Source organism: Bradyrhizobium sp. CIAT3101 (genome assembly GCF_029714945.1).
GTDB lineage: Bacteria > Pseudomonadota > Alphaproteobacteria > Rhizobiales > Xanthobacteraceae > Bradyrhizobium.
Window position 1 is genome coordinate 8,628,077 of the sequence record NZ_CP121634.1, and the last position, 14,585, is coordinate 8,642,661.

At 58.8% G+C, this 14,585-nt stretch carries 14 protein-coding genes and 2 pseudogenes; 4 read left to right on the plus strand and 12 right to left on the minus strand.

Annotated elements, in window-relative coordinates; genetic code table 11:
• The first annotated feature begins 389 nt into the window (after positions 1-389).
• Positions 390-986 (plus strand): enoyl-CoA hydratase-related protein, encoded by a 597-nt coding sequence (locus QA645_RS40100; RefSeq protein WP_283046495.1) that lies wholly within the window; start codon positions 390-392, stop codon positions 984-986.
• Between the two features lie 223 nt (positions 987-1,209).
• Here QA645_RS40100 and QA645_RS40105 read toward each other — a convergent pair whose 3' ends face one another.
• The 8 genes and pseudogenes from QA645_RS40105 to QA645_RS40140 form a co-directional block, all read right to left on the minus strand.
• Entirely contained in the window at positions 1,210-2,466 is a 1,257-nt protein-coding gene (locus tag QA645_RS40105) for an amidohydrolase family protein (RefSeq protein WP_283046496.1), read from the minus strand.
• Between the two features lie 76 nt (positions 2,467-2,542).
• On the minus strand, positions 2,543-3,238 hold the full coding sequence (locus QA645_RS40110) for an ABC transporter ATP-binding protein (protein WP_283046497.1): 696 nt from the start codon (positions 3,236-3,238) through the stop codon (positions 2,543-2,545).
• Complete coding sequence (locus QA645_RS40115) at positions 3,231-3,965, minus strand: ABC transporter ATP-binding protein (protein WP_283046498.1); 735 nt, start codon at positions 3,963-3,965, stop codon at positions 3,231-3,233. The genes QA645_RS40110 and QA645_RS40115 overlap by 8 nt, the downstream gene beginning before the upstream one ends.
• Positions 3,952-4,914, minus strand: coding sequence for a branched-chain amino acid ABC transporter permease (locus QA645_RS40120; RefSeq protein ID WP_283053558.1), 963 nt, complete (start codon positions 4,912-4,914; stop codon positions 3,952-3,954). Before QA645_RS40120 ends, QA645_RS40115 begins: the two co-directional genes overlap by 14 nt.
• Before the next feature lie 125 nt (positions 4,915-5,039).
• Entirely contained in the window at positions 5,040-6,254 is a 1,215-nt protein-coding gene (locus tag QA645_RS40125) for a substrate-binding protein (protein WP_283053561.1), read from the minus strand.
• A 9-nt stretch (positions 6,255-6,263) separates the two neighbouring features.
• A complete protein-coding gene (locus QA645_RS40130; protein ID WP_283046499.1) occupies positions 6,264-7,121 on the minus strand; it encodes a branched-chain amino acid ABC transporter permease in 858 nt (285 codons plus the stop codon).
• A gap of 520 nt (positions 7,122-7,641) precedes the next feature.
• Positions 7,642-7,842: pseudogene (locus QA645_RS40135) on the minus strand (TrbC/VirB2 family protein); the annotation flags it as partial.
• Positions 7,843-7,952: 110 nt separating this feature from the next.
• Positions 7,953-8,387 (minus strand): annotated as a pseudogene (locus tag QA645_RS40140) (ATPase, T2SS/T4P/T4SS family); the annotation flags it as partial.
• Between the two features lie 343 nt (positions 8,388-8,730).
• Here QA645_RS40140 and QA645_RS40145 point away from each other — a divergent pair.
• From QA645_RS40145 to QA645_RS40155, 3 genes are all read left to right on the plus strand, one after another.
• A complete protein-coding gene (locus QA645_RS40145; RefSeq protein WP_283046500.1) occupies positions 8,731-9,474 on the plus strand; it encodes a LuxR family transcriptional regulator in 744 nt (247 codons plus the stop codon).
• A 78-nt stretch (positions 9,475-9,552) separates the two neighbouring features.
• Positions 9,553-10,185 (plus strand): acyl-homoserine-lactone synthase, encoded by a 633-nt coding sequence (locus QA645_RS40150; RefSeq protein WP_061851333.1) that lies wholly within the window; start codon positions 9,553-9,555, stop codon positions 10,183-10,185.
• Positions 10,186-10,466: 281 nt separating this feature from the next.
• Positions 10,467-11,480 (plus strand): LysR family transcriptional regulator, encoded by a 1,014-nt coding sequence (locus QA645_RS40155; RefSeq protein WP_283046501.1) that lies wholly within the window; start codon positions 10,467-10,469, stop codon positions 11,478-11,480.
• Here the strand turns inward: QA645_RS40155 and QA645_RS40160 are convergent.
• Genes QA645_RS40160 through trbF form a run of 4 tightly spaced genes read right to left on the minus strand, consistent with a single transcriptional unit; the run spans position 11,456 to position 14,553 of the window.
• Entirely contained in the window at positions 11,456-11,695 is a 240-nt protein-coding gene (locus QA645_RS40160; RefSeq protein WP_061849700.1) for a DUF2274 domain-containing protein, read from the minus strand. The two genes, QA645_RS40155 and QA645_RS40160, sit on opposite strands and share 25 nt — an antisense overlap.
• A gap of 1 nt (position 11,696) precedes the next feature.
• Positions 11,697-12,899: a TrbI/VirB10 family protein gene (locus tag QA645_RS40165; RefSeq protein ID WP_283046502.1), complete on the minus strand. Its 1,203-nt coding sequence runs from the start codon at positions 12,897-12,899 to the stop codon at positions 11,697-11,699.
• A complete protein-coding gene (trbG, locus tag QA645_RS40170) occupies positions 12,896-13,870 on the minus strand; it encodes a P-type conjugative transfer protein TrbG (RefSeq protein WP_283046503.1) in 975 nt (324 codons plus the stop codon). Before trbG ends, QA645_RS40165 begins: the two co-directional genes overlap by 4 nt.
• On the minus strand, positions 13,870-14,553 hold the full coding sequence (gene trbF, locus QA645_RS40175) for a conjugal transfer protein TrbF (RefSeq protein ID WP_283046504.1): 684 nt from the start codon (positions 14,551-14,553) through the stop codon (positions 13,870-13,872). Before trbF ends, trbG begins: the two co-directional genes overlap by 1 nt.
• Between the last annotated feature and the right edge of the window lie 32 nt (positions 14,554-14,585).

Consider the following 14,585-nt stretch of genomic DNA (forward strand, 5'->3'; position numbering starts at 1 on the left):
CTCCTATTGCCAAAGCCCGCTTTTGAAGAAGCTTATGTTTTTGTTGATTGGCGCGGCTTTACACCGCCGTCTTTTCGTCGAAGCCCCCTCAACCGCCACCGCCTCGCTGGTCAGCACCATGCTTTCGGGTTTTCGGTGCGAGACTGCATTATTTACTTCAATTTCTGAAATCGATTTCAGATTTCTAAACTCTTCGGCTTGTCGAGTCAAGCCGGGGGAAAACTGGGTCGGGTCGCTGTTCGTCAGCGTGAGCAGTCAACAGTGCGTTTGAGCGAGCCGCCCCAGCCAGGACGAAGATCCGTAAATCGCGGCTTTAAAGCCAAAACTTCCTCGAAATCGATTTCAGTTTTGTGACTGGTTTTCTAACATTGCTTCAGGAGATACGCCCGATGACCGACAAGTCCGATCTCATCCTCTCGACATCTGCCACGCCCCATGTGCTCCTTGTGACGTTGAACAGGGCGTCGAAACGAAACGCGTTGAGCAAGGACCTGATCGCGGAGCTTGGCGCGGCCTTACGCCATGCCGCAGTCGATGAGGATGTCCGCTGCGTCGTCCTTTGCGGGAGCGATGCGTTCTTGTCTGCCGGAGCCGACATCGGGGAGATGCGAGAGGGGGGTTTTGAGGCAATCGACAATTCCGCGCGACGTTCTGCTTGGCGGGACAATCGCAATGTCCCCAAGCCTCTCATTGCAGCGGTTGAGGGGATTGCTTCGGCGGCGGCCACGAATGCCCTGCTCGCCGATATCGTTGTTGCAGGCGAAGGGGCGGCGTTTGCACAGCCAGAGATCAGTATCGGAATATTGCCGGGCGACGGCGCCACGCAGCGTCTGACGCGCGTGGCTGGCAAATCTCTCGCCATGCTGATGATCCTGAGTGACCAGTCCATTTCAGCCAGGGAAGTGATGCAGGCGGGCCTCGTCGCTGAAGTCGTCGAAAGCGACCGGCACAGGCCCGAGCGCTCGAAACCTCGCAGCTGGTGGTGAGATGCCGCGTGCAACTTGGGATCAAATAGATCATTGGGGAGCTCGCACCTCGGCATGCGGGCACACATAGTTCCAGTCGCTGCGGCCCGGAGCCGGGCTGACCAGACCTTTCATCGCCGGGAACGCTCTGATAAGCAGCTCCAGGCCGAGTGCCGGGCGCTGATCGTAGGTAATTCATTAGCGAAAAATTGTGAGCGTCGAAACGTGTCGCTCCTTGCTCGCTTCATGACATTCTAAAGAACTCTCTCGCGTTCTTGGAAAGAACTCCGATTGCCAAGCGTTCGGCGTCTCGAGATCGAAGGTAGCCGCTCGCAATTTTCTCGCTCAGAACCTCGCCAATGAGTTCGCGCGCGCCTTGAATCGCTGCGAAAGTCTCCTCAATATGCAGGCAATCTCCACCGATCATCATTCGCGATTCATCCGGCAGGACTTCTATAGCTTCGTGCAGCGCGAGCTTGAAATGGGATGGGCTCAACAGAAACGACCAACACAAATCTAACCAGACATTTCGGTACACAAATGCCATTCCCAATAAGTCCCGGCTCCAGGGATACGCCAGATGCATCAGCAGAAAGCGGGTCCGCGGATGACGCTCAATCAACCCGCTAATCCGTAGCGGATGGGAGCCGCTAATGATCGCGGTTCCAAGGTGAGTTTGAACTGGCAGGTCCGCCTGCCCTGCGAGTTGGCAAAACAAGTCCACAACGAAGTCGCTGAAGGCTTTGCGTTCCGCGGTGGACGGCGAGCTTTTCCCCCACGCCTTCCGAGCCATTTCCACGTTCGGCTCGTCAAAGCTTAAGTCACGGTCATAGGCGAGCGCGTTCTTGAGCGCAATTTGATTGCGCCCGGCACATCCTGCGACGAGCTCGCGAATCGCGGCGCAATAATCGTCGAAAGTCGTCACCTCCATGCCGAGCCGACCAAGCAACGCATGACCGGAATTTCCGTTGTGATCTCGGGAATTAGGGTGCCAACCGAGGGTGAATGCGTTAATGCGCAGGACCGCATCGTAGCTCTCGCCAAGGACAGGGCGGGGATCGAGCAAGGGGTCAAGAAATGGGTCTGTCACGATCCTTTTGATGCCGGCGCGTCCAATTACTTCGCCTGGCCATTTCGCATCCTTGTGGTGTAGGCGGACCAAAGTGTCTACCGCCTCCCAGTTTTCGCGCGTAATGCCGGTCTCAGCGACGCCGTAAAGGTTCGAAACTCCACGAACGAGGTTGCGAACGAATGCGTTTGAGCCACTCTTCTCCAAGAATGGCGCAAGCCTCTCCCAGGTGGTCGGCTCAGTTGCGGCAGATATGATACTGCTGGTCGCCTTGGGTTCGGACGGCAGGACATCGCCTGTCCAAGCCGCATAGCTCTGTTGGAACAGCTTCAGCAGATTTACGTCGCGGCTGAGTGCGACTTCGGCCATGTGATGTTCATGGACATCGATCACTTCGCACGCATTGACAAAATGGCTAATCGCTTCAGACATTGCCCCCTCTATGCTCCGTCATTGCAATGAAATCTAAGAAACCGCTTTTCAATCAACGAGATAGAAGTCCCCCCTTCTAAGGCGCCAGATACGTCAAAAGTCGCGGGTCCTCGCGCAACTGCTGTGACGGACCCGACAGCGCGACACGACCGCGATCGAGCACATAAGCCTGGCCAGCTACACGTATTGCGAGGTCGAGGTGTTGCTCGACGATGATGACCGCGATCTCTCTCGCAAGCTCGCTCAAGCGCTCTGTGAGTTCCTCGATAACGCCGATCCAGACCCCCTCGGTCGGCTCATCCAACAGCAGCAGCTTTGGGTTTCCCAGCATCGCGCGGCCGATCGCCAGCATCTTGCGCTCGCCGCCAGAGAGCGTTCCGGCCGGCTGATGCAGCCGCTGCCCGAGTTTCGGAAACATCGCCATGACGCGCTCAACGGCCGAAGCATCTGCCCGGAAAATCGACCCGACCGCGAGATTCTCGCGCACTGAGAGGCGCGCGAATACCGCATGTTCTTGCGGCACGTAGCCGATGCCGGCACGTACCCGCTCTTCTGTCCGGCGGCGATCGATGTCGCGGCCGTCGAAATGTACCTTGCCGCTCCAGGTCGGCAGTTCGCCGACGATGGCCTTCATGAGCGTGCTTTTTCCGGCGCCGTTTCGGCCGAGGACGGCCACACCTCCGCGCGCGGGAATGGCTATGTTGACGCCAAACAGGACCTGGCAGCGTCCATAGCCCGCATCGAGATTCTTGATATCGAGGAATTCAGGCACGGTGCAGATAAATCTCCTGAACGCTTCTGTTCGCTTGGATTTGCGCTACCGTCCCTGACGCCAGGACCTTACCCTGATCAAGGACCGTGAGGCGGTCGCAGATGTCGCGAATGAAATCCAGGTCGTGCTCGACGATCACGAGCGAGCAATGCTGTTTAATTGGTTGCAGCAGTTCACCCGTGGCGCGCCGCTCCTCGAGGCTCATGCCACCGGTCGGCTCGTCCAAGAGCAGGAGGCGCGGACGACCTGCGAGTGCCATCGCGATCTCCAGCCATTGCTGCTGGCCGTGCGATAGCGCTGCGGCTGCGTCAAAGGCGCGATGGGCGAGACGGAATTGGGCCAGCATCGTCATGACGTGGTCGTGCAACCGCCCGCGACTGCGCGAGAACACCAGATCAAGCACCGATGACTGAGCCTGCATGGCCAGCAGGATATTGTCATACAGGGTGAGCGTCGGTAACACCGAGGTGATCTGGAACTTCAGGCTCATGCCCGCCCGCGCACGCTCGGTCGGCGTGAACGCGGTGACGTCAGTGTTGATGAAAGTCACCTTGCCGTGCGTCGGCACTTCCGCACCAGCCAAACATTTCATCAACGTGCTCTTGCCCGAACCGTTCGGTCCGATCAGGCCATGAAACTCGTTTTCGCCCACCGTGAGCGCGGCACTGTCTAACGCCGTGAGCTTGCCGAAGACCTTGGAGATCCCGGCGGCCTCAAGGAGCGGCATTGCGTTTCTCCCTGGAGCTCGGGCCGAAGCTGCCGACACGCTCCCGCTCGCCAAGCACGAGGCTGATCAGGCCGAGCGGTCGAAACAGAATGACGAGTAGCAACAGGCCCCCGAGGACGATCGGCCAGATATCGCGATAATTGTCGGAGAGCCAAAAGCTGAGGCCTTCGACGATCGCTGTGCCAATGACCGCGCCAATCAACGTCCCGGAGCCGCCGAACAACACGTAGAGCACGGCTTGGGTCGACATGACCACGCCCAGCATGTTGGTCCAGACGAACCCCTCATGGAATGCATAAAGGCTGCCGGCAACGCCGGCGATTGCGCCGCTGATTGCGAATATGATCGCCTTCAGGTGTTGCACCTTGTACCCTAAAAATGCGATGCGCTGTTCGTTCTCCCGTAGTCCCGCCAGCGCGAGGCCGAATTGCGAGCGCAATAGAAAGCGAGACACGAGGTAAATCAGAGTTAGAAAAGCCAGTGCCAAGTAGTAAAAAGCGGGCCCCTCGTTCAATTCGTACTGTCCAATGGTCATCGATTGGATCGAAGGGATTCCATTCTGACCACCAAGGTAATGAGAACCTCGCGCCAGTCGGTCGGCCGCGTAAGCCCCGGTCATGGTGCCAAGCGAGACGAAAACAATGCTGGATGGGTGACGACCAAGCAGCAGGAAACCTGCCAGCAACAATGCAGCCACCAAACCTATCAGGGCCCCGGCCGGAACGACGACGAAAATCGATCCTATGCCAAGATCCCGAGAAAGCAGGGCCACGCCATACCCGGCCATGCCGAAGAACAAGGACTGACCTAAGCTCAAGATCCCGGCATAGCCCCACACCATGTCGAACGACAACGCGAAGAGGCACATAATAAGCACTCGTGTCGCATAGACTGTGATGTAGTCCTGCAGAAACAGCGGCGCGACTGAAGCAACGCTCAGCAGCACCATCTCCAGAAGCGGAAGCACTCTCTGGCGACCGGCGGAGGCAGATGCCTCAACAGGCAGAACTTGCGAACCTTCGACGATGAGGGGCGTTTCACGTGCTCCGGTGCCGGCCGACGATACGTTCGACATCAGCACTCCTTCGGGTCGACGAGACCTGCGCTACGGGCCACGATCTCGTATTGGCCGCCCTTCGCCACACCAATGTACATGTTCATCCTACAGTGGCGCTTACGCGGCACCATCTCTGCCGGCCCACCCGGTCCTTCCGCGATCTTGGCGTGATCAAGGGCAGCAACCACCGCATCGCGGTCAATCGTGCCGGCTTCCTTTACTGCAGCTTCCCACAGCTTCAGTCCTCGATAAGTACCGGTGGCTGCGCTTCCTGCTGAGAAGCGGAACTTGGCGGGAAACTGCAAGTCGTAAGCGGACTGGATCTTGGCGCTGACAGGATCTTCCGCTGTGAGGACCTTGTAGTAGTCAAGGCTGCTCGCAAGTCCTTCGATCTCGTGGGCCTCGTTCATTTCGAGCGTGTTCTCGTCATAGTAGACGCAGCCCAGCCGTCCGCCATTTTTGGAGAATCCAGCTTGATAGAGCTGCTTGAAGAACGGGCTGACGCCCGGCGGGACAATGGTGTTAAATACCACGTCGATCTTATTGGAAATGACGCGGCTCACGGTGGAGGAAAAGTCGATCTGGTCGAGCGGATAGTATTCCTCGAAGACGACTTCACCGCCGCTGCTCTCGATCACCTTGCGGGCATAGGCATTGATCGTTTGCGGCCAGACATAGTTGGAGCCTGGCAGCGCGAACCGCTTGCCGCCATTTGTGATCAACCAGGGAATGAATTGGTCGCAGTTCTGCGCGGGCACAGGGCCGGTGCAGAACAGATAAGGTGTGCACTCTTTGCCCTCGTAGCCTTCCGGATAGATATAGAGGGTCTTGCCACGAGTAATGATGACGTCCTTGATGGCATTACGCATCGAGCTTGAAATGCCTCCGAGCACTAGGTTGACCTTGTCGCGCTGGATCAGCTTGCGGACGTTCCCGACGGCAACGGCCTCGTCGGAGGCAGTATCCTCGATCAAGAGTTCGATCGGACGCCCCAGCAGACCGCCCGTATCATTGATGTCCTTGACAATCATGCGAGCGACATTGGCGTCGGTGTTGCCGGCAAACCCGAGTGACCCCGTAAGATCTGTGGCGACACCAACCCTGATCGGGCCTTCCGCGGCGTTGGCCCAATCCGGACGGATCACCCAGCTGCCCGGTCCGATCGCAGTGGCAGCGGAGGCGAAGGCGACATTACCAAGGAAACGGCGGCGGGTGAGCTGCCGGCTAGTCATGGTCATCGGTTAAACCCCTCTTCCGGAAACGAGGCCCTGAGGCCGGAACTTGATGAAAATGATGGCGAGCACGAAAATCAGAACGTCGGCGACCACGGGCGACATCAGCCAGGGCAGCGCGGCACTGAGAGTGCCAATGACGCTGGCGCCAGCGACAGGGCCGGCGAAGGATCCGACACCGCCCACCATCACGGCGACGAAGCCCTGGATGAGGAAGCGGATGCCGAGATCTGCGAACAGCGAAAAGACCGGCACGATCATTGCGCCGGCGAGACCCGCGAGCGCGGCACCAAACGCAAAGGTGACGCTGTAGATCGCGCCGGTGGAAATGCCAGAGGCGCGCGCCAGCGACGGGTTCTCCAGCGAGGCGCGGATCTGCAGGCCGAAGGACGTGTAGGCGAGCAGCGCATGGCTCGCAGCCATCACCAACATGGTGATGACGACGATGACGCAGCGCCACGTGGCGAAATGCAGGGTGCCGATTGTGATAGAGCCTCCGATCGGTTCCGGCACCGAGAGATAGAGGCCGCCCGTGAGGCCGCGCACGACCTCGCGAATGATCAGCCCGAGCGCGTAGGTGCCGAGCATGGCGACGATCGGCGCGGTGTAGAACCGTCGCACGACGAGCTTTTCCAGCACGAACCCGAGCGCGCCGACCGCAATGGGCGCGGCCAGCATGCCGAGCGCGACCGGCAGACCGATGCTGTGTACGAGGTACGTGATGTAGGCGCCGAGCAAGACGAACTCGCCTTGCGCGAAGTTGAAGATGCCCATCATGCTGGCTATGATGCCGAGACCGAGCACGACCAGCACCACGATCGCGCCGAAGCTCAAAATCTCGAATACGGCGATAAGCAGCGTGTCCATGTCGCTACGTCACATCCCGCGGACGTGCGAGCGCTTGGTCCGGGTCGCCGAACTGCTCGAGGGCGTGAGCTGTGATGGGCATGCGAAGGGCGCTCCTGAAGTTTTCATCCCGGCACTTGGAGTTGCGGCCGATGGTGCGCTTCTTGGATGGCCCGCCTATCGACGCTTTATTCACGATACGCAGCGCTAGTTGGCCTAGGAGGCACGTAGGGCCTTCTGGGTAATGTTGGGTAATAAGCCTCTGTGAAGGAATTGGGCCTGGCCGGAGCTCTCGGCCAGCCGGCAATGGCCCCTATCGCTTGCAATATCCGCACGGCGAGACTGACCAGCCGTTCAAGCGCTTCAACGAAACTGCAGGGGTCGCGGAGATGCTATCGCGCTCAACCCGGCTCGTCAGGGCGGCCATTCTTGCCAGCCCACTCGTCGCGTCGCGCTCCCATTCATGGAGGAGATAGACTCTCGGACAGCTCTTCCATCAGATCACCACGCTGCCGCCGAAGAAAAGATAGCGACAGAAAACTCAATGCGGCAACGGGATGGACAGACCAAACACGAACTGAACGAGTCGGGCGAACGCCAACCGAGGTGTCGCCGAGCGCGAGCGAGAGCCCGGTCACCACGATTATGTTGACCGCGATCATCTTGGCGAGGCGCTTTCGACGAATTGCAGAAGCCGGTTGAGCGGCTGCTCCCATGGCGTGTTCGTGCCCGCGGCAAAGGCCGCGACACTGCTGCCAAGATCGCAATTGCCGTGGTAGAAATGATAACGGCGGCCGAAAGATGAATGCGCGTGCTCACGACTGATCTCCAATTTCAGATACGCCGTACGCCTTATGTCCCTGATCCGGTGACGCAGCTATGCCAGCTAAGCCGCTTCGGGGCCGCGCCGCTAAGCACCGCAATCATGTCGCTGGTTTCGGCGATCAGTGTGCGGGAGACAGTGATGACAGCCTCCTAGCGAGCTGATCGAGCCGGCGCACGAGGCCATGCATCGTACCGGCATGTATCGTGCCGATACCACCGGGATGTCCTGGGCCACACGCGTTGATCACATCGGTGCCTCGGCTCCGCGAACCTCGCGAGTTGGAATTCGATCCGGGCGTGGACGAAGCAACGAGCGGACTAAATCGGAGAGCGAGACCACACGATTTTTCGTCCGCAGCGCGACGATGTTATGCGCCATGCCCTGAAGCTCGCGCGCACCTTCGATGAGGCGGCGCCATCGGCGGTCTTGACGACCTCTGCGAGAAGGGTGTTGCTCGCGCTGTAGGATCTCCGGCTTGAGGCGGAGGACGATGTGATCGTGGTGAGGTGACCAGCGAAGCCTCCGAAAGAATGAGCCCAGGCCGTCGCGGAGTATCGCACAACCAAAAACGGACGACATTGTTTCCCCAACCGATCGGTATGACCTTTTCTGATTTCGACGGGGCAGCTATGGTGCAATACACGAGCTCTACGCATTTGACGGCAGGAGCCCGACGCCTCAATTTTGATAGTTGCCCTAGCCTATCGACCTTCGCACGAACGAGCTCTCGCTCGGCGGGTGAAACCGCTCAAACACCCATCTGGTTAGGAACGTTCCGATCCCCCTTTTGGTCCCGCAAAGCCCTTGTCGCCCATCACCATGCATCGCATAAATCAAAGATACATTGATCTTCTTTTCAGCGCCGAACACGCGGATGCCTTCGCAGAGGCGATGGCGGTCACCGCGAGCGAGCTTGACCTGTCTTGTTTTGCATATCTTGCAGTACCGCGACGGGCCAGCAAAAAGGCCTTGGTCATATCGACGTATCCGAACAACTGGGTCGCACATTATGTGCGCAGTCACTACGAACGCCTGGATCCGATTATTAACCGTTCGTTAGAGAGCACTGACCCATTTCAATGGGGTTTAGACGTACCTTCGAGACCAATCTCCCCGGCGCAAAGAAAATTTTTCGACGAAGCCAGCGAATTCGGAATTCGGCTAGGTTTCACAGTCCCAATTCACGATGAAGACGGGGCGGTTGCTGCCCTGACCTTTGCCGCCGACCAACGTCGTCCACAATTCGAAAAGTGCATCGATCAGAATGCCCATGTCCTTCAACTGATGGCGAGATGCTTCCATTGGCATGTGCGCCGCAAGCTCTTGCATGAACTGACGATCGACGGAATCCGGCTATCTCCCCGAGAAGTCGAATGTCTGGATTGGGCGGCAAAGGGTAAAAGCGTTTGGGAAACTGGGCGGATCCTCGGCATATCCCACAATACCGTGGCCTACTACTTAAGGAGCGCAAGAGACAAGCTCGGAGTTCCTAAAGTCGTTCAGGCCGTCATGCGAGTGGCCGCTGCCAAACGAGAGGGGCAAGATTAAGACGCCGATCCCGCATAGTTATGGGGGATGATGTTGACGCGCAGCTCTTCCAGAATCTCGTCTCCTTGGGAGGGGACCATGATTCAGCTTATTACGGAGTCATCTTACAGCGCGTTTTCCTGCACCTTAGCATCCATGTATAAGTTGCGCTATCGCGTTTTTAAGCAACGGTTGGAATGGAGCGTTCAGACCAGCGGCGACATGGAAATGGATGATTTCGATGCGCTGCATCCGGCCTACTTGGTCCATACGTCGCTTGAGGGCCATGTGGAAGGTTCGGTTCGCCTTTTGCCGACCATGGGGCCGACGATGGTGCGCGATACGTTTCCGATGGTACTTGGGGGGCTTCCTGCTCCAGCAGACCCGTTGGTGTGGGAGAGCAGTCGGTTCGCAGTGGATGCCTCTTCCCATGCTCCGAAGGGCGAACATGGGCTCGCCAAGTCGACCTACGAGCTTTTCGCAGGGATGATCGAATTCGGGCTGTCGAGACGACTTAACAACATCATCACGGTTACCGACGTCCGGATGGAGAGAATCCTGAAACGCGCAGGCTGGCCGCTCTGCCGTATCGCCGCACCCTGCAACATCGGAAACACTCTCGCGGTGGCAGGACATCTGGAAATCTCGGCGGGAGCTCTTCAGAGGGTACGTGCTGCGGGCGGTCTGGATGGGCTGGTTCTCTGGACGCCAGTCTTGCTGGACGCAGCCTAATTACCCCACCTCCCGGCGCGGTTGAACGCGCCGAGCCAGCGCATCTCCCACTTCCCGGCTTTATCGAGAGCGGATCCATCGCTCCCGCGCGCGTCAGATGTGCGTTCCCAGACATCGTGACCACGCATGGGCATGCCGGGATGGGGGAGAAGTACAAGTCCACATGATCGGTAGCCAGCCAAGCAGAGACACGATGATCTTCATCCAGCCTCCCGCCCACCCGCTTCCCCAAACAAAGAAAGAACGGAAAGCCATTCGTCCTCGCCACGGCTAACCGGCCGGTGACGGCTTTATTCCTGAGCAACTTATTTGTTCGATTTCTGATTTCTGAGGCTGCAATGGTGCGACACAAGAGCTTCGTCGATCTGAGAGCCGGAATTCGGCGGCTTAAGTTAGACCTCGGTCAACTTCAGCTAGCAATTGCTGCGGCGGAATTTGGAAGCTTTCGCCGAGCTGCCGATGCTCTTACCATCACACAATCGACGCTCAGTCGCTCTATTCAGCTACTGGAACATTCAATCGGAATAATCATCTTCGAGCGATCGCGTGCCGGCGTCACAGCCACGCCAGCTGGACTTGATTTCCTTCGAACGGCGCGCTCAATTCTTGAACAGATGGACAGGCTCGTCGCGAGGGTGAAGCTTGCCGACAGAGACGAATGCGGGCGCTTGGTTATCGGATTCTCCACCTCACTTACCGCCGGTCATCTACGTGCGACACTGCTCGAATACAGTGCGCGATTTCCGCTGGTGAAGCTTGGAATCGTCGAACGATCGAGAAGCCAATTAGCAACCGCGCTCCGCAACGGCATGGTTGACCTCTATGTTGCAGCAGGAGACTCATTCCATATCAACAGCGCAATCAGTCGTCTCTGGAGCGAGCGGGTCTTTGTTGCTCTTCCTCACGATCATCCCCTGGCTCTGCAGGATGGCGTCTTATGGACCGATCTGAGCAACCAAGTCGTTTTGATTAGCCAATATGATTCGAGGCGCGAGCTCCAAGCGTTCCTGAATGCAGGTCTCATCGCCTCGACGGCGGGCCCGCGGATCGAGCATCGCGATGTCAGTCGCGCAGAAATGCAGAATCTCGTTAGCATGGGGCTCGGCATCACCCTCGTGCTGGAATCCGACGTGGGCTCCAATTCTTCTGGCTTGGTCTACCGGGAATTACGCGACAGCATGGGACCAAGCCGCGTCGGCTTTTTCGCGGTCTGGCGCCATGACAACGAAAGTCCAGCTCTGGCCAATTTCCTCAACTTGCTGACAGAACGCTACCCTTCGTCATCTCTGGCGTGAAGCCGCTTTCGAGCCTTCGCAAACGCCCGGTCCGTTGCCATAAAGCGTGCCACCATCGACGCGATCAGTTTGTTCGGATCGCTGATCTTCTGGCCGGTTTCACGGGAGAGAATTTCCGCGTAGGACATCAGATCGCGATGCACGGCGGCGGGCAAGTCGATGGCGATGCGGACGGGCTTGTCATCTGCAATCGCTCCAATCTTCAGTTTGGTCATTTCATCCTCTGTATGGCTCGAGCACGAGATCGCGGTTGACAATGACCCTCACCGGGAATCCCGGCCGAATGGTCAAGGTTGGCTGAATGTTGAGGTTGCGCCGAACAATCTGTTGTCCGGCCTGATTGACGGAGTCCCCTGCTCCACGGCGCAGCGCCGCAATGATGTCACTGTTGGAGCTATTGGCGTCTGCCCCGGAGTTGACCTCGGTCCCGACCGCGAGCAACGTCGATAATGCCGCGGCCCCCAAGAGTTCCTTCCAATGATTGTCCACCTCGTCCTCGAGGCCGGCGTAGCCAGCTGCATCCGCGCCTGGCTGGCGTTCGAGCACGATGGAACGTCCATTGGGCATGATCAGACGCGTCCAGACGAGCAGCACGCGCGACTGCCCGAACGCGACCTGGCTATCGTAGATCCCGATCAGTCGCGCGCCTTGGGGGATCAGCCGAGCCCTGCCGGTCGGAGTATCGAAGACGCTTTCGGTCACTTGCGCTGTGATCTGGCCGGGTAGATCAGACCGGATACCGGTGATGAGAGCAGCCGGAATGACCGTTCCTGCTTGGACCACGAAGGGCGATGCTGGCTTGACCAGTCGATCGGGGCTTGTGGTACGCCGATCTATGGCCGCATTGACGAAGGCAAGCTTGCGATCCTGCCCATTCTGCGCAAATGGTTCATCGGAAGACGCCGTCGGGCTCGCAGGCGTCTCGCTAAATGGTGTTGTAGCCGCCAATGCGCGCACGTTAGTCGTGGCAAACACCTTGCTGGTGCGCGCCGCCTCCGTTTCCTGATTGACGCGCTGCTGTTCAGCGTCGACTGCGAGCGAGCCGGATTGCGTTTGGGCTTGGGCTGCGAGGATCGGTCGCCCCAAATCGCCGGGCAAGGGCGGTCCGAGCTTTGGCACACCGTGAGGTATTCCGGCATAGTCCTTGGGCAAGGTCGAAAGTTGATCCGCAGTCGTGTGGTGGTCCGTCGAATAGAGCTCCTCAGGCGTGGGCTTAAGCTTTTCAGGTCTCTGCAGCGCCCATAGGGTCGCAACGGAGACCACGGCCAAAGCTAGACCAGTGCCAGCAAATAGTGCCTTTCGGGAGAGGCGCAATACGCGCGGCGGTTCGGGTCGCAGCCGCAGGGACCCGGCAATGTCCGCAGGTGCATCTGCGCGTGCCGCCTCATGCCCCCCGGCATCTCCGCTTGTGTTGCTCACATCGACCTCCCATCGCTTCTTGCGATACGCACTTTCTGCTGGCCATCACCGCCGAGCCGCAATTCGGCGGCCGCAAACAGCCGATCGACGATGAGGATATTGCCGTAGACGCGGTAGTTGACGATCTCGGTCTTGCCGTCCGGTCCAATGACAAACAACGGCGGCATCTCGCCCTGAGTAATGCCTGCCGAGAATTCGACGTAGACCTTGCGTCCGTCGTCATACACGTTGACCGGCCGCCACGGCGGGCTGTCTCCTGAAATCGTATAACGATGGCGCCGCTCGGCCGGATCCGGAATGTACGGCGTCGCAGCCACCGCTTGACCAGGAGCGGTACGGGCTTTCGGATAGAACCAGGCAACCGAGGGCATGTAGGGCTTTTCTCGGGAGCGAAGCTCAATCAGATAGGTCCTGCGGTCGGTGTTGACGACGAGATTGGTCGTAATCGCAGGACGCGTTGGCTTGACCATGATGTGAACGCGACGCTCATCACTGCTGCCGCTCTCGGTATCGCCCACCACCCAGCGCACGGTGTCGCCGGCAGCGACCGGACCTGAGCCGATCAGCTGCTCCCCCGGCTCAAGCGCGATATCGGTGATCTGTCCCGGCGCTGCGTAGATCTGGTAAAGCGCCCCGGGGCTATAGGGAAACACCTGCACCGCGTTGAAATACCCGTCCTTACGAGGTTCGACGCGCGCAGCGTCATTTGCGCTCTCAATCCGCTCGATCGGCTCCTTTGCCTCAAGCTTCTTGCCGCCGCGTCCCGGCGTCCACACGGGTGGAACGTGGAGCGGTTTTGGACGGTCATCGGCCAATGCCGGCAGATCGGGAGGGGGCGCGATGTCGTCATCATAGCTGATCTTAGGCGGCTTTAAGGTGGTGCAGCCACCGAGCATACATAGGCTCATCAGGAGTGCGGACACGGCGCTTTGTCGGAGTTTCCGGGAGCTCGGCGCGAGTATCTGAGGCATCACGATCCGAACTCCTTCGACCAGTTGATCGCGTTGACATAAATGCCGAGCGGGTTCTTGCGCAGCCGCTCGATATCGCGGGGCGGTTCAACGACGATCGAGAGGATCGCACTCCACCGCTCGGTCGCCGCTAACTGTCCGTTCTCGTAATGCCGCTCGATCCAGGTTAAGCGGAAGCTGTCCATCGAGGCTCGTATAACGCTCGAGACCTCGACGGCAACTTGCGTTTTCCCGACCTTGGCGAAGGGATCGTTGTTGCGGGCGTAGTCATTCAGCGCGCCGGCGCCACGGTCGGTCGTGAAGTCGTATGCACGCAGCCAATCCTGGCGCAGCACGATGGCGTCCAACGGAAGCCCGCGCACATGCTCGACAAAACGCGCAAGATGGAAGGCAATCTGCGGATCGCTCGCCTCGTAGGCGGCATTTGCGGGAGCTATGGTTCTTGCCTCGCCCAGATGATCAACTTCGACAATCCAGGGCGTAACCGTTCCCTGCGCCGACTGCCAGATGAGGGCACTCGCAAATCCCGCGCTCAAGAACAGACAGCCAAACGCCATTAAGCGCCAATTCTTGGCCTGCAGGCGTGCCGAGCCAATACGATTGTCCCAGACCTGGGCTGCCCTCTGATAGGGGGTGATCGGCTCGGGCGTGCGGCCATAGTGGACAGACGATCGTTTGAACATGCGGGTAATCTCCTAAAAACTAACCTGCCGCC